The 20,921-nt window shown below is 37.6% G+C and carries 20 protein-coding genes and 1 pseudogene; 20 read left to right on the forward strand and 1 reads right to left on the reverse strand.

Translation table 11 applies throughout. The annotated features are described in order from the left end of the window. Positions 1-165: 165 nt before the first annotated feature. The 14 genes from ACIQ7N_RS21625 to ACIQ7N_RS21690 all read left to right on the forward strand — a co-directional run bounded on the left by ACIQ7N_RS21625 (position 166) and on the right by ACIQ7N_RS21690 (position 14,784). Positions 166-1,287, forward strand: a complete 1,122-nt coding sequence (locus ACIQ7N_RS21625; RefSeq protein ID WP_402936105.1) for an FkbM family methyltransferase — start codon at positions 166-168, stop codon at positions 1,285-1,287. A gap of 16 nt (positions 1,288-1,303) precedes the next feature. Next, the gene (locus ACIQ7N_RS21630) at positions 1,304-2,611 is read left to right on the forward strand and encodes a glycosyltransferase (RefSeq protein ID WP_402936107.1); all 1,308 of its coding nucleotides are present in this window, start codon (positions 1,304-1,306) and stop codon (positions 2,609-2,611) included. Positions 2,612-3,142: 531 nt separating this feature from the next. Beyond that, positions 3,143-3,835, forward strand: coding sequence for a M15 family metallopeptidase (locus ACIQ7N_RS21635; protein WP_402936109.1), 693 nt, complete (start codon positions 3,143-3,145; stop codon positions 3,833-3,835). Further along, complete coding sequence (locus ACIQ7N_RS21640) at positions 3,832-4,626, forward strand: M55 family metallopeptidase (protein ID WP_402936111.1); 795 nt, start codon at positions 3,832-3,834, stop codon at positions 4,624-4,626. The genes ACIQ7N_RS21635 and ACIQ7N_RS21640 overlap by 4 nt, the downstream gene beginning before the upstream one ends. Before the next feature lie 23 nt (positions 4,627-4,649). Then, positions 4,650-5,714, forward strand: coding sequence for a dipeptide epimerase (locus ACIQ7N_RS21645; protein ID WP_402936113.1), 1,065 nt, complete (start codon positions 4,650-4,652; stop codon positions 5,712-5,714). Between the two features lie 130 nt (positions 5,715-5,844). After that, a complete protein-coding gene (locus tag ACIQ7N_RS21650; protein ID WP_402936115.1) occupies positions 5,845-7,671 on the forward strand; it encodes a peptide ABC transporter substrate-binding protein in 1,827 nt (608 codons plus the stop codon). Between the two features lie 181 nt (positions 7,672-7,852). After that, positions 7,853-8,800, forward strand: coding sequence for an ABC transporter permease (locus ACIQ7N_RS21655; RefSeq protein WP_305884014.1), 948 nt, complete (start codon positions 7,853-7,855; stop codon positions 8,798-8,800). Continuing rightward, the gene (locus ACIQ7N_RS21660; protein ID WP_132358729.1) at positions 8,800-9,774 is read left to right on the forward strand and encodes an ABC transporter permease; all 975 of its coding nucleotides are present in this window, start codon (positions 8,800-8,802) and stop codon (positions 9,772-9,774) included. Before ACIQ7N_RS21655 ends, ACIQ7N_RS21660 begins: the two co-directional genes overlap by 1 nt. Positions 9,775-9,787: 13 nt before the next feature. After that, positions 9,788-10,843 carry an ABC transporter ATP-binding protein gene (locus tag ACIQ7N_RS21665; RefSeq protein WP_402936118.1) on the forward strand — a complete coding sequence of 352 codons (1,056 nt, stop codon included), beginning with the start codon at positions 9,788-9,790 and terminating at the stop codon, positions 10,841-10,843. Next, complete coding sequence (locus tag ACIQ7N_RS21670) at positions 10,833-11,780, forward strand: ATP-binding cassette domain-containing protein (RefSeq protein ID WP_402936137.1); 948 nt, start codon at positions 10,833-10,835, stop codon at positions 11,778-11,780. Before ACIQ7N_RS21665 ends, ACIQ7N_RS21670 begins: the two co-directional genes overlap by 11 nt. Beyond that, positions 11,777-12,709: a S66 peptidase family protein gene (locus tag ACIQ7N_RS21675; RefSeq protein ID WP_402936120.1), complete on the forward strand. Its 933-nt coding sequence runs from the start codon at positions 11,777-11,779 to the stop codon at positions 12,707-12,709. The genes ACIQ7N_RS21670 and ACIQ7N_RS21675 overlap by 4 nt, the downstream gene beginning before the upstream one ends. Positions 12,710-12,718: 9 nt before the next feature. Next, on the forward strand, positions 12,719-13,504 hold the full coding sequence (locus ACIQ7N_RS21680; RefSeq protein WP_402936122.1) for a serine hydrolase: 786 nt from the start codon (positions 12,719-12,721) through the stop codon (positions 13,502-13,504). Continuing rightward, the gene (locus ACIQ7N_RS21685; protein ID WP_402936124.1) at positions 13,501-14,316 is read left to right on the forward strand and encodes an NlpC/P60 family protein; all 816 of its coding nucleotides are present in this window, start codon (positions 13,501-13,503) and stop codon (positions 14,314-14,316) included. Before ACIQ7N_RS21680 ends, ACIQ7N_RS21685 begins: the two co-directional genes overlap by 4 nt. 132 nt (positions 14,317-14,448) lie before the next feature. Then, complete coding sequence (locus ACIQ7N_RS21690; RefSeq protein WP_402936126.1) at positions 14,449-14,784, forward strand: hypothetical protein; 336 nt, start codon at positions 14,449-14,451, stop codon at positions 14,782-14,784. Positions 14,785-14,938: 154 nt separating this feature from the next. Here ACIQ7N_RS21690 and ACIQ7N_RS21695 read toward each other — a convergent pair whose 3' ends face one another. Next, the gene (locus ACIQ7N_RS21695; RefSeq protein ID WP_402936128.1) at positions 14,939-15,757 is read right to left on the reverse strand and encodes a glucosaminidase domain-containing protein; all 819 of its coding nucleotides are present in this window, start codon (positions 15,755-15,757) and stop codon (positions 14,939-14,941) included. Positions 15,758-16,340: 583 nt separating this feature from the next. Between ACIQ7N_RS21695 and ACIQ7N_RS21700 the strand changes: the two genes are divergently transcribed. The 6 genes and pseudogenes from ACIQ7N_RS21700 to ACIQ7N_RS21725 all read left to right on the forward strand — a co-directional run bounded on the left by ACIQ7N_RS21700 (position 16,341) and on the right by ACIQ7N_RS21725 (position 20,798). Beyond that, positions 16,341-17,300, forward strand: coding sequence for an ABC transporter ATP-binding protein (locus ACIQ7N_RS21700; RefSeq protein ID WP_402936130.1), 960 nt, complete (start codon positions 16,341-16,343; stop codon positions 17,298-17,300). Further along, positions 17,293-18,807, forward strand: coding sequence for an ABC transporter permease/substrate-binding protein (locus ACIQ7N_RS21705; protein WP_402936131.1), 1,515 nt, complete (start codon positions 17,293-17,295; stop codon positions 18,805-18,807). Before ACIQ7N_RS21700 ends, ACIQ7N_RS21705 begins: the two co-directional genes overlap by 8 nt. A gap of 141 nt (positions 18,808-18,948) precedes the next feature. Beyond that, positions 18,949-19,218: pseudogene (locus tag ACIQ7N_RS21710) on the forward strand (hypothetical protein); the annotation flags it as partial. Between the two features lie 367 nt (positions 19,219-19,585). Then, positions 19,586-20,116: a TetR/AcrR family transcriptional regulator gene (locus ACIQ7N_RS21715; RefSeq protein ID WP_402936133.1), complete on the forward strand. Its 531-nt coding sequence runs from the start codon at positions 19,586-19,588 to the stop codon at positions 20,114-20,116. A gap of 5 nt (positions 20,117-20,121) precedes the next feature. Further along, a complete protein-coding gene (locus ACIQ7N_RS21720) occupies positions 20,122-20,448 on the forward strand; it encodes a DMT family transporter (protein ID WP_402936135.1) in 327 nt (108 codons plus the stop codon). A gap of 14 nt (positions 20,449-20,462) precedes the next feature. After that, positions 20,463-20,798, forward strand: coding sequence for a DMT family transporter (locus ACIQ7N_RS21725; RefSeq protein ID WP_132362981.1), 336 nt, complete (start codon positions 20,463-20,465; stop codon positions 20,796-20,798). The last annotated feature ends 123 nt before the right edge of the window (positions 20,799-20,921 follow it).

Raw genomic sequence — 20,921 nt, forward strand, 5'->3', positions numbered from 1 at the left:
AGTGCAAAATATACGAAGAGGAATTAAGCCTCCGAATTTCCGACGGTACTTAAAGAAAACGGTAGTCGATGAAACGCGGCAGAAAAAAACAACGAAACCTAGTTGGACTATTTTCTTTTTGATTTGAATAAACTGGATATTATCGAAAGGGAATTGGAGATGTGAATGGTAAAAGATATTTCGTTCGATTTGGTTATAAATAAGCCTAATTACCTAGAGTTAATTATCGATAAATGCGCCGAACTTCTAAAAAAATCCGAAAGTACTTCTATTGTTTTATTTGGTGCTGGCGAGATTGGGGTTGAATACCTGAGATATTTCAGGGCTCATCATATAGCCGACAGGCTTCTCTTTTGCGATAATGATTCAAGAAAGCGGGGAACTCAAATAGAGGGCGTTCCTGTCATAAGTTTTGATGATCTAAAGAAAAAGTATAGTGATAGTATTATTCTTATTACATCATATCAATTCAGTGAAGAAATATCTGTTCAATTAAAAGAAAACGAATTGCACCACAACCTGATTGAACATATTGTCGCATCAGACATTGCTTTTTATTTATTATTCCGGAATTACTCAGCGGTAGTGAGTATGAATACCGCTGATTTTAACACCGTTTACAACATGCTTGCAGATGAACAGTCCAAGCATGTTTTTTATGAACGAATCAATTATTGTATTACTGGGAACCGCGAACATCTGATTCCTTTGAAAAGCGTGGCTCCCCAGTATTTCGAATCCGATATAATCGCATTGTCTGAGGAAGAAGTCTTTGTTGACGGAGGGGCTTTCACCGGCGATACCGTAGAAATGTTTCTTGAGCAAACGGGAGGAAAGTATAAGAGAATCTATGCTTTTGAACCGGAGGAACTTAAACATAAACAGTTTCTTGACAAGTTTGCACAATCGGAAAATATTGAGCTTATACCGTGCGGCCTTTGGAGTCAAAAAGACCAGCTCCTCTTCAATGCACAGGGGAGTGTAGCCAGCGGGTTAAGCGCCAACGGAAATATTGAGATTCCTGTTATATCTGTTGATGAAGCGCTCAACGGGGAGCCCGTTACCTTTATAAAAATGGACATAGAAGGTGCAGAGTTAGAAGCGCTCAAAGGGGCAGAGCAGACAATAAGAGAATATAAACCAAAACTTGCTATATGCGTGTATCATAAACCGTTGGATATCGTACAAATACCTTTGTATTTAAAGCAGCTAGTACCAGAATATAAACTATTTATGAGGCATTACAGCGATGGATTTTGTGAAACTGTATGTTATGCGGTGACATAAGGAGAGGAATACATACATGCCGATTCTAAGTGTTATTATCCCTGTATATAATGTCGAATCGTATTTGGACGAATGCCTTCAAAGCATCTTAAACCAGATTGATATCGATTATGAAGTTATATTAGTCGATAATGCATCAACGGATCAAAGTGGCCGTATTTGTGATGCTTATGCAACACGTTACAAACATTTCAAAACAATTCATCTGGATGTGAATAGCCTTCCTGCGGGGGCAAGGAATGCAGGTTTAAGAATAGCAGCAGGAGACTATGTCCATTTTTGCGATAGCGACGATTATTATACATATGGGGTATTTTTACAAATCAAAGATTTATTACAGCGTTCTAGTCCAGATGTGCTTATGGGGCGGTTTGTTTGCGTACCGGAAAAAGGGGCGTACATTACGAACGACGTCACTCTCGATCCAGACGTTATTAAAGGGTGTTGTTCAAGTTCAATGGCAGAATACCTGCTCGGCTTGCCTAATCTGTTATGCACCTGTTGGAAATTGATTGTAAGCCGAGAATTATTATTGGCTAACCGCATTACGTTTCCCGAAGGATGCCATTCGGAGGATGAGGAATGGTTTCCGAAAGTAATATGTTGCGCCAATACATTCGCTTTGCTGAATGAGCCTTTTTATTGTTATCGCCCGAGAGCAAGCGGATCGGTAACGGCAACGAAAGAATATTTAAACAGCAAGTCTCATCTCATCGTAACTTTGCATTTACTGAGGTTTCTTCATGAAAAGAATTATGAAGATGCCCGGCGCGACTTCATCTATTCGCGTGTTGACTTTCTACTTGGCTTATTCGCAACCCGTTGCGATACGTTTTGTAGAAGGGAGTTACATGAATTAGCTGACATCATTGAAAAGAATATGGACATTTTTCCACTGGTTGAAAAATTGCCGCGGAATTATTATTTATTTGAATTGATCAACGTGTATGGCCCTTTCATCGGAATATGTATGTACCGTACATTGGTTGTAGAAACGACATTGGCATTGTTGTACGGTCAAGAGGACAAAGAGATGATTTATGTATTCCCTACAGGATATAGCGGCGAAGGCACAGCTAGAATCTTGCAGAACGCGGGGTACAATGTAAAAGGTTTTTTGGATAACAGCGAGCAAAAAGTCGGCTGTGTCATCAATGGACTCCCTGTAAGTTTGCCTAGTACACTAGAACGAATGTCGCCAGAATCCCGGGATGGTCTATTCGTAATTGTGACAATACAGAGCGAGCGTATTGCACAGTTGATAAAGAAGCAACTGAGGGAACTAGGGCTTCATGATTGCCAATTTGCTAGCAGAATCTATTAGGGATCACCATACATAACTATCAATCTAAGAGGAATTTTTTTAGCCTTAATGAGGAAATTATACAATGTCATATCCGTTCCACTGTATATGATACATCATCATCAGTGCGTGAAATAATAAAAAAATATTATTTAGTTGGAAACAATTAACCTCCATTTTGAGCAATGTTTATTCAAAATGGAGGTTTTTTATTGTAAATGAAGTCGCTGCTTTTTCAATTTTTTGATTCCTTTCGTCATTTTTTGTTTTATTTAGTAATCTTCCAGTACAGCTATGAATAAAATTTTTAAATAAGTGAAAAAACATGGCTTTTCGACTTTTTGGGTATAGGATTGACTGATTTTGTTTGAAAGGAAGAGAATAGCTGTTATTTTGTCATGTTAACTTTTTTATCTAGTCAATGATTTTAAGGTATGCTAACATTCATTAAAAAAACTGAATTATCTAAAAATATGTTCCGGAAATCTTGAAATGGGGGTGTGTACAATAGAGTACGCCGTTTTTCAACCCATTGAACGAGATAATTGTTCGATGAAGGAGTCAACGCCAGACATTTATGAAGATGGGGAGCCATTAATTCAAATCAGAGAAGATCGCCCTAGAATATTTATAGAGCCCATTTATTATCAACAAAAAATTCCTAATAGTTTACGCGCAATTTATTTACGTGAGGGTGTATATGAACGACTCACACAAGCACTTTTGTTGTTGCCTAATAATTATAGCTTTATTTTATATGATGGCTATAGACCATTTCAGGTGCAGCAGTATTTGTTTAGTCATTTTTCAATACAAATGAAGCAACGATTCCCTCATTTTACCCAACAAGAGATTGAGAAGGAAACGCGCAAATATGTGGCGTTTCCAAACATTGATCTTGCTCATTTGGCTCCTCATTTAACAGGGGGAGCGATTGATGTAACACTGGGAGACTTAGATGGCAATGCTTTAAATTTAGGTACAGCATTTGATGAAATTAGTGAAAAATCTGCTACACGCTATTTTGAACAACATCCAGCGGAAGATTGGGAAGCCTGTGTTCATCGGCGCCTTCTATTTAACTGTATGACAATGGTAGGTTTTACAAATTATTCACAGGAATGGTGGCATTACGATTTTAATAATGTTTCATGGGCTAGACGTGTAGGGGCGCAGGAAGCTAGTTACGGAGCTGTGGACGCAATAATCCAAGATAATAAAGTAAAGGAGTTTCGATTGCTATGAAGGTTTATATTAGTGCAGATATTGAAGGAATTACTGGCACAACAGCTTGGAGTGAAACGGAGCTAAACGCGCCAGACTATCAGTTTTTCCAAAAGCAAATGACAAAGGAAGTAGAAGCCGCTATAGAGGGGGCTATTCTTGGTGGAGCAACCGAGATTTTATTAAAGGATGCTCATGATTCAGCACGTAATCTTGATATTTCTAATCTACCAGTAAATTGCAAGGTTATTCGAGGGTGGACATATGACCCGATGTGTATGGTTGCAGGACTTGATAAGAGCTTTGATCGCGCCATTTTTATTGGCTATCACAGTAAAGGTGGGAGCGCGCGTAATCCTTTAGCACATACGCTTTGTGTTTTTGCCGATGTGAAAATTAATGGGGAGTATGCGAGTGAATTTTTAATTAATACGTATGCGGCTGCTTTACATGGTGTCCCAGTTTCGTTTGTTAGTGGCGATGTAGGATTAACAGAGGAAATTCAATCTATCAATCATAACATCATCACATTTGCCACGAAAGAAGGGATAGGAAATGCGACCATTAGTGTGAGTCCACAGCTGACGATTATGGAAACGAAACGACTTGTCGAGGATTCGATGAGGGTGGCACGTGAAGCATTACAAGTCACAATACCAGACCGCTTTGTAGTGGAAATCATTTATCGTGATCATACACGAGCATATCGAAATTCTTTCTATCCGAATGCTACGTTTAAACCACATAATACAGTGGAATTCGTAACGGATGATTTTTATGAGGTGCTTCGACTTTTACAGTTCTTAACATAAGTAACTTAAAGGTAGGTGAATGGATGAAAATTAAAAATATTGTCGTGGGGAAGGTAGATGCACCGCTAATAACACCGTTTAAAACAGCTTTAAGAACCGTTCATAGTATTCACAACATTGCCGTCTATGTTCACGCTGACGATGGGCAAATAGGCATCGGTGAAGCGGCACCGACTGCAGCTATTACTGGCGAAACACTAGGGTCTATTTCTCACGCTATAGAAGAGTATATTAAGCCAGCCGTTATTGGAATGGATATTGAAGAATTAACAGAAATCATGGAGCGCATTGACAACAGTATTTATCAAAACACCAGTGCAAAAGCTGCGGTAGATATGGCAATTTATGATTTATTTGCAAAACACTATCAAACACCTCTGTATAAATTATTAGGGGGCTATCGGAAAGAGTTAATAACAGATATTACGATAAGTGTAAATGATGCTGAAGAAATGGTGAAGGATAGTATAGCCGCCGTACAGCGTGGTTTTCAAATTTTAAAGATTAAGGTGGGGAAAGATCCAGCGGGGGATGTAGAGCGAGTTGTTGCTATTCGTGATGCAGTTGGACACGCCATAACATTACGGGTTGATGCGAATCAGGGCTGGACACCGAAGCAAGCTGTACAAATTATTAGTGCACTTGAAGATGCTGGTACAAATGTTGAATTGGTTGAGCAGCCTGTTCATTGCCATGATTTAGAAGGGATGCAATTTGTAACGGCCAATACATTGACAAATATTTTGGCAGATGAAAGTGTTTTCTCTGCAAAAGATGCGTATACCATTATCGAAAAGCGAGCTGCAGATTTGATTAATATTAAGCTCATGAAAACAGGAGGCATTTATCAAGCGCAGAAAATTTGCCACATTGCGGAGGCGAACGATATACCATGCATGATTGGTTGTATGCTAGAAACGAAAATTAGCGTTAGTGCCGCTGCACATTTTGCCGCATCACAGAAAAATATCACGATGGTAGATTTAGACGGTCCTAGTTTATGTTTGAAAGATCCTATTGTCGGTGGCCCGATATTTGAAAATGATCGAATTAGGATGACGGATGCAGTTGGATTAGGATTCTCGTAATAAAGTGTTGCTTTAATCAGGGAGGGGTTCGTCCCCCCTAACTGACGACTGATAGTTAATCTCGTTCCGCTATCGGTAGATTTTTAACTGTCACTTAATGTAGATAAATAAGATTACGAGGGGGATGCTTATGAGGAAAAGGTATTGGTTGCTTTTCGTGTGTCTTGCTGTAATGATTTGTGCAGCATGCAGTGATGATTCTTCAAGTGAAAAAAAATCAGAGTATCGCGTTGTTTATTCGGGGGAAATAAAAACGTTAAATTACTTAAAGACCTCTGAAACCAATGAGTTTGCTGTGGCGGCGAACTTAATTGATGGATTAATTGAGTATGATAAGTATGGTGTTGTACAACCAAGCTTAGCCAAAGAATGGTCATCAAATGACGATGCTACAGTTTGGACGTTCAAGCTACGTGACGATGCAAAATGGGTCACTCATGATGGCAAAGAATATGCGGATGTTGTTGCTCAAGATTTTGTAGATGGCTTACATTATGTCCTTGATGCAAAAAACGAATCATCAACAGCTTGGATTGCTACAGTTGTGAAAAATGGAGAAGCCTTCTATAACGGTGATCTGACAGATTTTTCGAAGGTTGGCATAAAGGCGATAGATAAACATACAGTAGAATATACTTTAGAAAAGCCAACACCTTATTTCCTTTCTATGTTGAATTATGTCTGCTTCTTTCCGGTTAATGGTAAGTTTATAGCAGAAAAAGGTGATAGTTTTGGTACAACTCGTGAAAATTTCCTTTATAACGGATCTTATATTTTAGATAAATTTGAACCGCAAAATGAGCGATTACTTGTGAAAAACGATACGTATTGGGATAAAGACCATGTTCTGATTGATCGTATTCGTTATAAATACAATAAAGAAGCGGCTACAGTTGCACCAGAATTGTTTTTACGGGGAGAAGTCGATTCAGCGAGTATTCCAACTTCTATTATTGATGAGTGGTTTAAAGATGATAAGAAAAAATTACAAATTCGCCAAACGCAAAATAACTTCTATACGTATTTCTATGCATTAAACTTTAACCCGCAATTTGATACGGAATACGAGCCTGAAAATTGGAAGAAAGCGGTCAATAATAAAGATTTCCGAAAATCGCTATTCCATGCACTCGACCGTGAATCTGCAATGTTAACTTTAGAACCTTATCATCCAAAAGATTTGCTTAGCAACACGATCACTCCTAAAAACTTTGTCAATGTGGAGGGGGTTGACTATACACAGTTAGCACCATTAGCTGATAGTACAAATAATGACTCTTTCAACAAAGAGAAAACTTTGGAATACAAGGAAAAAGCGAAAAAAGCTCTAGCAGGATCAGTAACTTTCCCAGTAAAAGTATTGATGCCTTATAACGCAGGTGTTCCAGATTGGGCAAATCGTTCACAAGTCGTTGAACAGCAGATTGAAAAACTATTAGGTACTGATTATGTAGATATTATCATTGAGGCAGGACCATCAACAGGCTTTTTATCAGAGGTTCGTAAACCTGGTAAATTTGCTTTTCTTGAAGCAAACTGGGGTCCAGACTATGCCGACCCATCAACGTATACGGATCCATTCACTGCAGGCGGTACTTATAATAAACCGGAGCTAGCTGAAGGATATACAGAAGCAAACGGAAAATCAAAATATCAAAACTTAGTGGACGAAGCAAATGCGACGATCGATACAGCACAACGTTATGAATTATTTGCCAAAGCGGAAGCCTTCTTAATTGATGAAGCATTTGTTATCCCTTATTCAGTTGGGGGAAGTGGCTATGTTGCCTCTAAATTAAATCCGTTTGAGGCTCAATATTCACCATTTGGTGTGACTGCCGAGAAATTTAAAGGTCAGCGAGTTTTAGACAAACCAATGAGTAACGAGGAGTTTAAAGAAGCTTTAGCAAAATGGGAGCAGGAACGTACGGAGGCGTTAGCTAAAGCAGCGAAATAAAGTGAAAATACAATTAATGAAAAAATATGGATAGCTGAAACAATCGGGCATTGATGATGGAGAAAATAGTAGGATCTTTGCTACATTCAAGAAAAAGTCAAAAGCGGTTCGTATTTATGAAGGAGATACCGAAATAAAAAAGTCGGCATCTCCTTCTATCTTTCTGAAGAAGGAGGATGAAATGATGCTGAGGTATATAGGTAAACGTTTATTACAATCAGTTTTAACACTATTTATTATCATTACGATTGTTTTTTCATTACTACGTTTAATGCCGGAGGAAGGCTATTTAGGGGCAGCAGCGAATAAAATGTCACCTGCACAGCAAGAAGTATATTTAACGAATTTAGGTTTACGTGACCCGTTACTTGTACAGTTAGGGAATTTTTACGCTAAGCTGTTTCATGGTGATTTAGGTAAATCTGTTACATATCGGACAGATGTACCAGTCGTCACGATTATTGCAGATAAGATCCTGTATTCCTTACTATTTGGTTTAGGGGCGGTTGCACTATCTCTTTTAATTGGAGTTCCGCTCGGCATAGTGATGGCCCAGATGAAGGGACGCTGGCTGGACCGCTTAGGGACAGGCTATATTGTCATTATCGTTGCAGTGCCAGCCGCCGTCTATTATTTAGTCATTCAAATGTATATTACAGAAATTTTTCATTTACCAATGCTTTTCGATGAATATAATCCTATTACTTGGATTTTACCACTGATTTCAATGGCGCTAGCACCGACTGCTTCCTATGCTATGTGGATGCGGCGTTACATGGTGGATGAACTAAACAAAGATTATATAAAGCTAGCGAGAGCAAAAGGAGTGAAAGAGCGTACATTAATGTTTCAACATGTATTACGAAACGCTTTTATTCCGATGGCACAGTATTTACCAGCAACTATTCTTTTTACCATTACAGGCTCCATCTACATTGAATCCTTATATTCTATTCCTGGTATGGGGGGCTTACTCGTAGATGCCATACAGCGACAGGATAATACGATTGTACAAGGCTTAGTGCTTGTGTTCTCTTCGCTTGGCATTATCGGACTAATTTTAGGTGATATTGCAATGGCCGTTGTTGATCCGCGCATTAAATTGGGGAAAGGGGAGAGTGTACGTTAATGGGAATGTATTCAGAAGAAATAAACAATATCTCAAACAAATCACGTGAATCATTGTTTGATTTTGCGGAAGTGGATGAACGTCAAGCTGAAGAAACAGCCTATTCTAATTATTCCTATTGGCGTTCAACATGGAAATCCTTTTTAAAAAATCGCATCGCTGTCTTTTTATTAGTTGGTGTGCTAATTATCGTAGCTTTTACCATTTTACAACCGTATTTACCAGTACAAAAATCACCGACTGAAATATATTTAGATGAGCAGACAGGTCTCCAAGCACGTAATGTTGCACCAAACGCTGAATTTTGGTTTGGGACAAATTCCATTGGGCAGGATTTATGGTCACGTATTTGGGCAGGAACAAGGACCTCGTTATTTATTGGCTGTGTGGTTGCTTTAGTAGAGGCTATCGTCGGTATTACGATCGGTACACTTTGGGGTTTTTCGCGGAAATTAGAGGCGCCCATTACACAGCTTTACAATGTCGTTGATAACATACCAACAACGATTGTCCTAATTTTAATGTCCTATATTTTACGACCAAGTATTTCAACGATTATTATTGCAATGTGTATAACGGGCTGGGTAGAAATGGCAAGATTTATACGCAATCAAATTGTTATTTTGCGTGATCGTGAGTATAACTTAGCCTCAAAATGTTTAGGAACACCTGATTATCGAATTATTTTAAAAAACCTATTACCCTATCTTATTTCCGTCATTATGTTACGAATGAGTCTAGCGATACCATTTGCTATAGGCTCAGAAGTGTTTTTAACATATATCGGATTAGGCTTACCGATTAGTGAGCCGTCTTTAGGAAATTTAATCAATGAAGGACGAGTACTCATGATGTCTCCAGAATTAAGATATCAGCTTATTTTCCCAAGTATTGTATTAAGCGTCATTACGATTGCATTTTATATTATAGGAAATTCATTTGCAGATGCAGCAGATCCGAAAAATCACGTATAAGGGGATGTAGGAAGTGACACAAACTCAAACACGTATTTTAACTATTCAAAACCTAGTCATTAAATTTACACTTCGTGGCAGAGTGCTAACGGCCATTCGTAATATTTCCCTTGATTTATACAAAGGTGAAAGTCTAGCAATTGTTGGCGAATCAGGTTCAGGAAAATCTGTTCTAATGAAATCAATCATGGGCTTGCTCGATAAAAATGGCTACATCGATCAGGGAGAAATTATTTACAATGAACGGGATTTAGCACAGTTTAAAACCGAGCGGGAGTGGCTAAGCATTCGTGGAAAAGAAGTGGCAATGGTTACACAGGATCCAATGACATCATTAAATCCACTGAAAACGATTGGCAAGCAAATTGAGGAATGTGTTTTTTTACATCAGAATTTAAAGGGCAAGGCAGCATATGAAGAAACTTTAAAATTGCTAAAAGATGTTGGCATTCGCGATGTGGAAAAGCGTTATAAGCAATATCCTCACGAATTTTCAGGTGGCATGCGTCAACGAATTGTAATAGCTATTGCGCTAGCGTGTAAGCCTAAGATTTTAATATGTGATGAGCCAACAACTGCATTAGACGTAACAATCCAAGCGCAAATTTTGCAGCTTTTAAAAAATCTTCAACAAAAATATGGACTAACGACCGTTTATATAACGCATGATTTAGGTGTTGTAGCGAAGGTTGCTGACCGTATTGCAGTGATGTATGCAGGTGATGTTATCGAAATAGGGAAGACGCATGAAATTTTCTTTAATGGCAAGCATCCTTATACATGGGCACTCATTTCTTCTTTACCACAACTAGGCTCAAAAGGGAAGCAGCTTTATTCTATCAAAGGCACTCCACCAAATCTATTTCAAGAAATTAAAGGAGATGCCTTTGCTCCCCGCAATCAATATGCGTTAAAGATTGATTTTGTGGAACGTCCACCCTTTTTTCAGGTGAGTGACACACATTATGCTCGTACGTGGCTATTAGATCCACTCGCACCGAAAGTAGAACCCCCTGAAGCGCTACAAGCCTTTTTCAAAGAAGGGAGACGATATGCGCATGAGTCATAAAGAAGTAGTAGTTGAGGTGAAAAATTTAAAGGTTGTTTTTGGGAAAGGCAAACATAAATTTATAGCGATTGATGATGTCAGCTTCGATATTTACAAAGGTGAAACATTCGGTTTAGTAGGTGAATCAGGCTCTGGAAAAACAACAATCGGCAGAGCTATTATGCGTATCAATGAAGTTACTGAAGGACAAATACTGTATCACGGAAAGAAACTAAATGGCAAAATATCGAAAGAGTGGGATCGAGAAATTACACAGAAAATCCAAATGATTTTTCAAGATCCTATGGCATCGCTAAATGAACGCGCAAAGGTAGACTATATTATTTCTGAGGGACTTATGAATACAAAAAACTTTAAAAATGAGGCTGATCGTCAACAGAAGGTACGCAATGCCTTATTAAATGTAGGATTATTACCGGAGTTTTCAAGTCGTTTCCCACATGAATTTTCAGGAGGGCAGCGTCAGCGGATCGGCATTGCGCGTGCACTAGTAATGGAGCCAGAGTTTATTATTGCGGACGAACCAATTTCAGCATTAGACGTATCCATTCGTGCACAAGTATTAAATTTACTAGCCAACCTACAGCAGCAAAATGATTTAACCTATTTATTCATAGCGCATGACTTATCGGTAGTCCGATTTATTACGGATCGAACTGCTGTTATTTATAAAGGTAAAATTGTTGAGCTAGCTGAGACGGAAAAGCTGTTTGCTAATCCTCTTCATCCTTATACAAAGGCATTATTATCGGCAGTACCGGAGCCAAATCCCTATAAGGAGCGTGATAAAGTCGTAGAAATCTATGATCCATCACAGCATAACTATGACATCCAGCCACCGTCATTTACCGAAATAGAAGAAGGTCATTTTGTCTTGGCTAATGAAGGGGAATTGGAAAGATACCGAACTTCACTAAAAATGGAGGTAAGCAAATGATTCGTCCAAAGGCATTGAAAAAAGGTGACACAATTGGTCTAATAAGTGCTTCGGGTGCAACCCCACCTGAAAAATTTCTCCCTGCCGTTCAAAGTATTGAAAAGCTAGGTTTTAAGGTTATCGCTGGGGAAACATGTCAGGCGAGGCATGGCTACTTAGCAGGCTCTGATGAATTAAGAGCATCTGAAGTAAATCAAATGTTTAGGGACACTAATATTGACGGCATTTTCTGCATACGTGGTGGTTACGGGGCGACGAAAATTTTACCGCTTCTAGATTTCGATATGATAAAAGCCAACCCAAAAGTATTTGCTGGCTATAGCGATGTAACAGCATTACATATCGCTTTTAACCAACAATGTGGCTTTGTCACGTATCATACACCAATGCCCTCTACAGAATTTATTCGACCGGAGATGGATGAATATACATGGAAGTCCTTTATCGAAAGTGTAACAGCAACAGAAAGTAAGGACTACTGCCTTGAAAATCCACCTGGGCGAACAATGACGACGCTTGTAGCTGGCAAAGCAACAGGACAACTTATTGGTGGGAATTTAACACTAGTGACGGCCTCTCTTGGGACACCTTATGAAATTGATACAAGGGGTAAAATTTTATTTTTAGAAGATGTAGATGAGAGTGAGCAACGTGTGGACCGGATGCTTACACAGCTAAAATTGGCAGGCAAACTAGATGAGGTGGCTGGTATCTTATTGGGAGCTTGGACAAATTGTGGCCCTGAAAATCCAAAACATCCCGAACGCAGCCTATCACTACAAACAATTTTTCAAGAAATTTTAGGTTCACTCAATATACCTATCATGAAGGACATTACTTGCGGTCACTGTTTACCAACGATGTCCCTGCCATTAGGCCGAACGATCACAATGGACTCGGAGAATCAGTTGATAAAAGTCATAGAGTAGGTGTGAAATATGAAGCAAACGATTACACACATTCTTCAAAAAGCTCCCTATAAAGTGCATATGTTTGTGAAAGATTGTAAGACGGAGCATTTTTTTATTAACGAAAAACTAGAAGACCCATTTTCCAGTGCAAGTTTAATTAAGGTGCCTATATTGCTTGCTGTTCTATATTATGTAGAAAGCAACAACCTATCATTAGAGCAAGAGATTAAGATAGCACCAGAAGAATGGGTTGATTTTAGTGTTATTAGTGAACAGCGTTTAGAGCAAAGTACTATCTATGAGCTTTTAGTGTGGATGATTATTACGAGTGATAATACAGCAACAAATGTATTAATTGATTTTCTAGGGATGGATATACTCAATCAATATTTTCGTCAAATTGGGCTGCTGCAAACTACCATTCAACGAAAGATGATGGATTTCGAAAGGCTAGCAAAAGGCTTCGATAATACAACGACGGCAAGAGATATGGCACTGCTATTTGCAAGAATTTATCGTAGGGACTTGTTATCATCAGCATTTAATGAGGTAGCGATAGATATTTTAAGTCGTCAACGTGTACACGAATCACTAAAACGTTACTTAGTAGATGATGTGAAAGTTGCTCATAAAACAGGTGGTCTTGATACAGTAGATCATGATGTTGGGATTGTCTACAACAGCTCTCGGGATTATCTTATTGGCGTTTTCGTCACTGAGGTTACTAGCAATGATCATGCAAGGCAGCTAATTGGTCGAATATCCAAAGTTGTTTATGATTATTTGGTAAAGCGAAAGGAGATGAAAGAGTGAATGCCATTGTGACGTCTATGATTGCAAATTTACATGCAAAGCCAGAAGCAGTCTCAGAAATAGTGGATGAGCTACTATATGGAATGGTTGTCCGAATTATAGAAGTAGTGGATAAGAACTGGATCCGCATACAAACTGCTTATCGCTATGAAGGTTATTGCCAGAAGGATAACTTCATAGTGGATGATGCCAAAACGGACATCTGGCTACAAGAAGCGAATCATTTTATTAGCCAAAGCTTCGCTGATGTTTTGCAGGAGCCTCGAATTCAGAGTCCGAAAATGATGACACTCGTTAAAGGCTCAATCATCTGTTCAACGGCTATTGGCGAGCTAGATCCTGAATGGGCAGCAGTGCAATTAGTGGCAGGTGAGATTGGTTATGTACGTAGGCAATGGTTACAAGAAAAAATTCCAGAAAACAGCTTATCCGAGCAACAATTACGGGAAAATGTTGTTCAAACGGCGCTTAGCTATTTAGCAACACCCTATCGCTGGGGAGGAAAATCGCCGTTAGGTATTGATTGCTCAGGTCTATGTTCTATGGCATATATGCTAAACGGAGTATATATTTATCGCGATGCCAAAATCGTTGAAGGTTTTCCTATCCAGGAAATATCCCTAGAACACATACAAAAGGGAGACTTATTATACTTCCCAGGACATATTGCACTATATATAGGCGACAACCTTTACGTACATTCTTCGCTTGCTGGGAACGAGGTTAATATAAACAGTCTGGACGAACAGCATCAACAATATCGGAAAGATTTGGCGACATCTATTACCGCTGTTGGCAGCTTATTTAAATAAAAAAGTGTAGGGAAGCTAGACGTAGCTTCTCTTTTTTCAATCTTTGAGATGATTCGGGAAATTATTGATAGAGATAACCTATTTGCATTATGCTATAATGAAATCAAAATTTAGGGGATTGGGGGATATGAATTGAATCTGGAGTTAAAAGAGTTGTTACGTTCCGTTTTAAAAGAAGAATTAACACCAGTGCATAAGCGACTTGATGGAATTGACCAACGTCTTGAGACTATTGATCAAAGATTTGATGGAATTGACCAACGGCTAGATGGAATGGACGCTCGCTTTGAAAATATGGATCATCAATTAGTCGGATTGAACAAACGTTTTGACGGAATTGAACTGCGCTTAGATAAAATTGAAAATGATGTGCATGAACTTAAAAGTGATGTACAAATACTTAAGAGTGATGTATATGAACTTAAAATTGGACAAGCAGAGCTTAGAAAAATATTATCGAAAATTTAAGTGAGTTTACTGAAAAAATTGCTCAGCAGGTAGAAGGTAGAACTTACGCTTTGAATAAACGAGTCTTTGATTTAGAAACTGTGATTTACAGATTAATAAGTTAGTATAAGAAAAAAATCTCCATGTCTATAATTATTCATGGAGATTTTTTATATTAATAGTTATAAATATTTAATTGTTGACCGGCTTCAATTCTATCAGAGCGAAGCTGATTCCATTGTTTTATGGATGTAACTTTAACATTATGAGCCTCTGCAATATGCATAAGAGAGTCACCATCAGCTACAGTAATTGTTTTTTTATCTTTCACAGGACTGTCATACTGTTGTAAATCATACTTTGCTATCACTGCATTTAGCTTTTCATTGTATCGTGAATCTGTTGCATAGGAGCCTGTTAAAAACTTCGTAGCATCTGTATAGGATTTTGTATTGCTTTTAAAAACGCCTGCATAGAAATTTTTGTTCCAGGAAACCCCATTGCGCATTAATTTCACATAATCTTGTATGGAAGCTTCATAGGAAGGGTATTTGCGAAATGCAGCCTTCACCTTTGTCATATTACCTGAACCATCATCCTCAGATGTTTCCATTGTTACCGAGTTATTTTGGTAACTACCTTTCATACCAAATAAATTGTTATTTGGGGCAGATCCAAGGCCACTTTGTCCGTGCTCACTTTCTAACACCGCTTGCGCAATGATAACCGATGCATACAAGTCATTATCGGAACCTTGTTTCCGAGCAATTTCAGCAATAGAGCCAATAAACTCCTCTACACTAGGGCTGCTATCGACAACTACAGACTCTTTAGTTCCATGAGTATTGAAAAATTGTGTCACCATAAAAAATGAAATACAGATAACAATAACAGTAATCATAAGAACTTTGAAAAAATTAATGAAGTATTTCATTGTTATTGATGTTGGTAGATTACCACATCTTCCTCCTTTCTTGTCAATAACGAGGTTCATATATTTCTAATTATTACAAAGTTATAAATAGAAATAAAGTCGGTTTTTTTAATAGAGTACATCATTCATATAACGAAAAAACCCCTCATTTAGTTCCTTAATTTCCAGCATAATCGAGAAATGAAAGACCCAGTAAAATATAGTTGCATTCATTACTAAAAAATCAAAAATAATAGTATGAACATTTATGAAGTTAGTCATTTTGAAAGGAAATCTGTATGGAAGGTTATTTATTTGTACTAAAAAACAGTATACGATTTTCTATGGAAATTATGAGACAAATAGAGGAGAGCGTCAAGAGGACCAATGTCTTGATATAAAACAAAAAATTAAGTTTAAAATGATTTTAGTTAGTGAAATATATATAGTAACTCGATGTCCCTTTTAAAAGAGATAGTTCTAGACCTACTATGCTGAACGTATATGAAATGAAGAGGATAAAAATAGTAGTTTATTTCTAGATTAAAACATTAAGTCAATATATATTGTTGCCAAAATGATTAAGGTAATCTTTGCAAATGTTTGAAGGTGATGTCCGTTCTGAACTAACATTGGAGGCACATTACTAAAAGGAGCTTATACAATGATAGCATTTGAAAATGTCACAAAAAAATATGTAAATGATCAAATCGCAGTTAAAACTATTAATTTAGAGATTAAAAAGGGAGAATTTTTTGTTCTTATTGGACCGAGTGGTTGTGGAAAAACAACTTTATTAAAGATGATTAATCGATTAATTCATTTAACAGAAGGAACTATTCGCATTAATGGTAAAAGAATTAGTGATTACAACATTCATGAATTACGATGGAATATCGGCTATGTCCTACAACAAATTGCTCTTTTTCCCCATATGACGATTGAAGAAAATATAGCTGTTGTGCCTGAATTAAAGAAATGGAGTAAACCGCAAATCCAGCAACGAGTTGGCGAGTTATTGGATATGGTTGGACTTGAACCAGACAAATATAGTCAGCGTAAGCCAAAAGAGCTTTCTGGTGGTGAACAACAAAGGGTCGGTGTTGTTCGTGCATTAGCAGCTGATCCCGAAATCATTTTAATGGATGAGCCTTTTAGTGCTTTAGATCCGATTAGCCGCACAAAATTACAAGATGATCTTCTCGAGCTTCAGCAAACGATACAAAAAACAATTGTCTTTGTTTCGCATGATATGCAAGAGGCCTTAAAACTTGGTGATCGTATATGTGTAATGAAGGATGGAGAAATTATACAGATTGGTACTCCACGTGAAATCATAGACAAGCCTGTTAATGATTTTGTTCGCGAATTTGTTGGGGTAAAAGAGTATGGGACTTTTTATATCCAAGCTGTACTTAGACCAATTGCTGATGAGGTTCATCAAAGAAATCGAGAGAACACCATTTCTTCAAAAGATTCTTTGCATACCATTCTTCAAAAATTAGCTCAATATGAATGTTTAAGTGTGGAAGAGAACGGAACAATAATTGGTGTTGTCACGAGAGCAACGATGCTTCGTTATCTAGCACATGATTCCTTAGAAAGAGGTAATTTAAATGGCTAACTTTTTTAGTGTGTTTAACGAACGAAAAGGCCAGCTATTGGCATCATTAGTCGACCATATTCAAATTTCATTCATTGCATTATTTCTTGCAGTAGTGATTGCTATCCCTCTAGGAATCTATTTAACGAATAAAAAGAAAATAGCAGAAAGTATAATCGGTATTAGTGCAGTTTTACAAACGATTCCTTCATTGGCGTTATTAGGGTTGTTAATTCCATTGTTTGGCATCGGAAAAGTACCTGCAATTATTGCTTTAGTTGTTTACGCACTTCTTCCGATTTTACGTAATACATTTACTGGGATAAACGAAGTAGATCCGTCTTTAAAAGAGGCTGCGAGGGCGATGGGGATGAATACGCGAAAGCGATTAGTGAAAGTAGAATTGCCTCTTGCTATGCCTGTTATTATGGCAGGGATTCGAACAGCTATGGTATTAATCGTCGGAACGGCAACTTTAGCGGCATTAATCGGGGCTGGGGGATTAGGGGATATCATTTTGCTTGGAATTGACCGAAATAATACCGCACTTATTATTTTAGGGGCTGTCCCTGCGGCGATTTTAGCATTAGTTTTCGATTTTTTATTAAAAAAACTAGAATCACTGTCGTTTAAAAAAACAATTTCGGCATTAAGTATTATTAGTATAGTGGCATTAATAATGATGATTTTCCCATTACTAAACTTCAAAGAGAAAGAAGAAATTATCATTGCAGGTAAGCTTGGCTCTGAGCCAGAGATTCTTATTAATATGTATAAAATGCTTATTGAAAATGAAACAGACTTAAAGGTGCAATTAAAACCTGGACTTGGCAAAACATCCTTTGTTTTTAATGCACTTAAATCTGGTAGCATCGATATTTATCCAGAATTCACTGGAACGGCAATTTCAGAGTTTTTAAAAGAGGAAGCCATCAATAATAATCAGGAAGATGTTTATCATCAGGCTAAAGAAGGTATGATGAATAAATTTGGCATGGTGATGCTAAGTCCGATGAACTATAACAATACGTATGCATTGGCAGTATCGAAACAAATGGCTGATACTTATCATTTGCAAACAATTTCAGACATTAAGCCTATCCAAGAAAAGATAAAAGCAGGTTTCACATTGGAATTTAATGATCGAGAAGATGGTTATTTGGGTATTCAAAAGCGTTACGGTATTACACTTTCTAACATAACAACGATGGAGCCGAAGCTTAGATATCAGGCGATCGAATCAGGAAATATAGATTTATTAGATGCTTATTCAACGGATAGTGAAATACGTCAATATCATCTGCAAGTTTTAGCAGATGATCTGCAACTATTCCCACCTTATCAAGGGGCTCCTTTACTAAGGAAAGAGACGTTAGAAAAATATCCTGAGATTGAAACAGCTTTAAATAAGCTGTCAAATCAAATAACAGATGATGAGATGCGCGAAATGAATTATCGAGTAAATGTAAAAGGCCAAAACATAGAAGAAGTGGCACGAGACTATTTAACAAAGGCAGGATTGTTATAAGACGAAAATCATCTAGTATAAGTAGCTAGAAAAGAGAGGCTTATCTTTTCTAGCTTTTTTTTGTTTTGTCTCGGATTTAAAAGAGAGCAATGCAGCTAAACATTGACATATCGATAAGCGAATATAATCTATGTCATCAAAATGACAGTTAATGATGGTAAGCAATATTCATTAAGCGAAGGTATGCTATTAACTTACAATTATAATGAAGTTATTAAAGCAGGAGAAACTGGCGAGCAATTACAAGTATTCGTATTAGATCAAGAGTAATATGAAAAAATTTGGAAAGATAAAGCTTTTGAAATTGAATTAGGTCCTATCCGAAATAAAGGAGCGGAGGATACTTCAAAAGGCAAAAAAGAAACGTTTATCTACCGAAATAGGGAACGACGGAAGAACGCGCTGAAGTGACGGAAGAATCGGCAGAGCGACGGATGGAACTATCGAAACGACGGAAAGAGCGGCCAAAACGACGGAAAAAATCGCCAATTTAAGGAGCCCTCTCAATTTTTTGAGAGGGCTTTAGTTTGGTGACAAAAGAATGAATCCGAAATTTTGTGTAGCTATAAGCATAGGTTGATTTTTATTACGAACTGGCGCTTTCCAAGGGCTTGGCTCAATCTCCTCGTTACTATGTTCCGACGTGTTGTTTTCACAAGTTCATCCAGCATCAGATCCCCAAATTTTTGGCATTGTAATTGACGGATGTGAAATAAGAGGTATAAAATATAAAAAAGACCGACCAGACGGTTTTTTTATTTTTAAAGGGAGCGATTATATGTCATCAAAAGCAGATTTAAAACGTTCACATATTATCCAAACAGCAATTCAATATTTAAAGGACAACGATTTAAGCACTTTAACTTTAGATAAGATTGCAAATAGGGCGAACATTAGTAAAGGTGGATTATTGTATCATTTTAATACGAAGGATGCGCTGCAAACTGCAATCGCTGAGACGATTTTAAATGAGTTTGTACAATCCTATGAACATTTAGCAAGCCTTGAGCAAGGGATAGGGAGATTGACGAGAGCATTTATCTTCGCATCACAAAAAGATCTTGCGAACGGGGCATCCTTAAATATTGCGATTCAAATTATGCAAAATGACCATTCAGCCATCTCAACAGTTTATGACTGTTTACTAGACGAATTGTTCCAAGATGGTTTGGAGGAATCCATTGTTCATCTGATTCGGTTAACGATTGATGGATTGTATTATTCGAAACTATTAAATATCGCACTGATTTCCGCTAAGGCGACTGACGGTGTCTTTGGACAATTAATGCACATGACAAGGAAGGACTAACATACATGAGTGCTTTTGGTTTTTTATTCATTTCAATTATCTCAGAAGTTTTTGCTAGCTCGATGTTGAAACTGACAAATGGCTTTAAACGATTACTACCGTCAGTGGGTGTAGTAGTTGGATATGGAACAGCTTTTTATTTTCTATCATTAACATTACAATCTATAGCAATTGGTACAGCATATGCGATATGGGCAGGAGTAGGAACGGCGCTAACGGCGGTCATCGGTATAGTCTTTTATAAGGAATTATTCAACCTAAAAAAAATTATCGGTATTCTATTAATTATTGTCGGTGTAGTTATTCTTAACCTTGCAGGTAGCGGACATTAAGGAGGGATTTGTAAATGAAGGGTTATTTATTTTTAACGTTATCCATTGTCAGTGAGGTATTTGCAACAACGATGCTTAAGTTTTCAGAAGCATTTACAGTTCTAGGCCCCTCAATAGCTGTCGCATTTGGATATGGCATTTCGTTTTATTCATTATCTCTATGTTTAAAAACGCTACCACTAAGCATTGCGTACGCCGTTTGGTCCGGTGTAGGCACAGCATTAACAGTCATTGTGGGAATTGTTGTATGGGGAGATATTTTTAATCTTTACTCGGCTTTAGGCATTACATTAATCATTGGTGGAGTTATTCTACTAAATCATGGGAGTCAAAATAATGCCACAACGTAACGTCTAAAGAGAAAACGTCCATTGTCAAATGAGGGTACTGAAAAACTTACGGTTTTATAATAGCGAACCTTTTTCAGATAAAAATAAGGCACTTCTTGTTCAATTTTGAACAGGAAGTGCCTT

This window comes from Lysinibacillus sp. NPDC095746, assembly GCF_044763535.1.
GTDB lineage: Bacteria > Bacillota > Bacilli > Bacillales_A > Planococcaceae > Lysinibacillus.

What these genes read in the sequence shown, in the direction of transcription:
- ACIQ7N_RS21625 (WP_402936105.1), top strand. Translation starts at nt 166, where the DNA reads ATGGTAAAAGATATTTCGTTCGATTTGGTTATAAATAAGCCTAATTAC.
- ACIQ7N_RS21630 (WP_402936107.1), top strand. Translation starts at nt 1,304, where the DNA reads ATGCCGATTCTAAGTGTTATTATCCCTGTATATAATGTCGAATCGTAT.
- ACIQ7N_RS21635 (WP_402936109.1), top strand. Translation starts at nt 3,143, where the DNA reads ATGAAGGAGTCAACGCCAGACATTTATGAAGATGGGGAGCCATTAATT.
- ACIQ7N_RS21640 (WP_402936111.1), top strand. Translation starts at nt 3,832, where the DNA reads ATGAAGGTTTATATTAGTGCAGATATTGAAGGAATTACTGGCACAACA.
- ACIQ7N_RS21645 (WP_402936113.1), top strand. Translation starts at nt 4,650, where the DNA reads ATGAAAATTAAAAATATTGTCGTGGGGAAGGTAGATGCACCGCTAATA.
- ACIQ7N_RS21650 (WP_402936115.1), top strand. Translation starts at nt 5,845, where the DNA reads ATGAGGAAAAGGTATTGGTTGCTTTTCGTGTGTCTTGCTGTAATGATT.
- ACIQ7N_RS21655 (WP_305884014.1), top strand. Translation starts at nt 7,853, where the DNA reads ATGATGCTGAGGTATATAGGTAAACGTTTATTACAATCAGTTTTAACA.
- ACIQ7N_RS21660 (WP_132358729.1), top strand. Translation starts at nt 8,800, where the DNA reads ATGGGAATGTATTCAGAAGAAATAAACAATATCTCAAACAAATCACGT.
- ACIQ7N_RS21670 (WP_402936137.1), top strand. Translation starts at nt 10,833, where the DNA reads ATGAGTCATAAAGAAGTAGTAGTTGAGGTGAAAAATTTAAAGGTTGTT.
- ACIQ7N_RS21675 (WP_402936120.1), top strand. Translation starts at nt 11,777, where the DNA reads ATGATTCGTCCAAAGGCATTGAAAAAAGGTGACACAATTGGTCTAATA.
- ACIQ7N_RS21680 (WP_402936122.1), top strand. Translation starts at nt 12,719, where the DNA reads ATGAAGCAAACGATTACACACATTCTTCAAAAAGCTCCCTATAAAGTG.
- ACIQ7N_RS21695 (WP_402936128.1), bottom strand. Translation starts at nt 15,757, where the DNA reads ATGAACCTCGTTATTGACAAGAAAGGAGGAAGATGTGGTAATCTACCA.
- ACIQ7N_RS21700 (WP_402936130.1), top strand. Translation starts at nt 16,341, where the DNA reads ATGATAGCATTTGAAAATGTCACAAAAAAATATGTAAATGATCAAATC.
- ACIQ7N_RS21705 (WP_402936131.1), top strand. Translation starts at nt 17,293, where the DNA reads ATGGCTAACTTTTTTAGTGTGTTTAACGAACGAAAAGGCCAGCTATTG.
- ACIQ7N_RS21715 (WP_402936133.1), top strand. Translation starts at nt 19,586, where the DNA reads ATGTCATCAAAAGCAGATTTAAAACGTTCACATATTATCCAAACAGCA.
- ACIQ7N_RS21720 (WP_402936135.1), top strand. Translation starts at nt 20,122, where the DNA reads ATGAGTGCTTTTGGTTTTTTATTCATTTCAATTATCTCAGAAGTTTTT.
- ACIQ7N_RS21725 (WP_132362981.1), top strand. Translation starts at nt 20,463, where the DNA reads ATGAAGGGTTATTTATTTTTAACGTTATCCATTGTCAGTGAGGTATTT.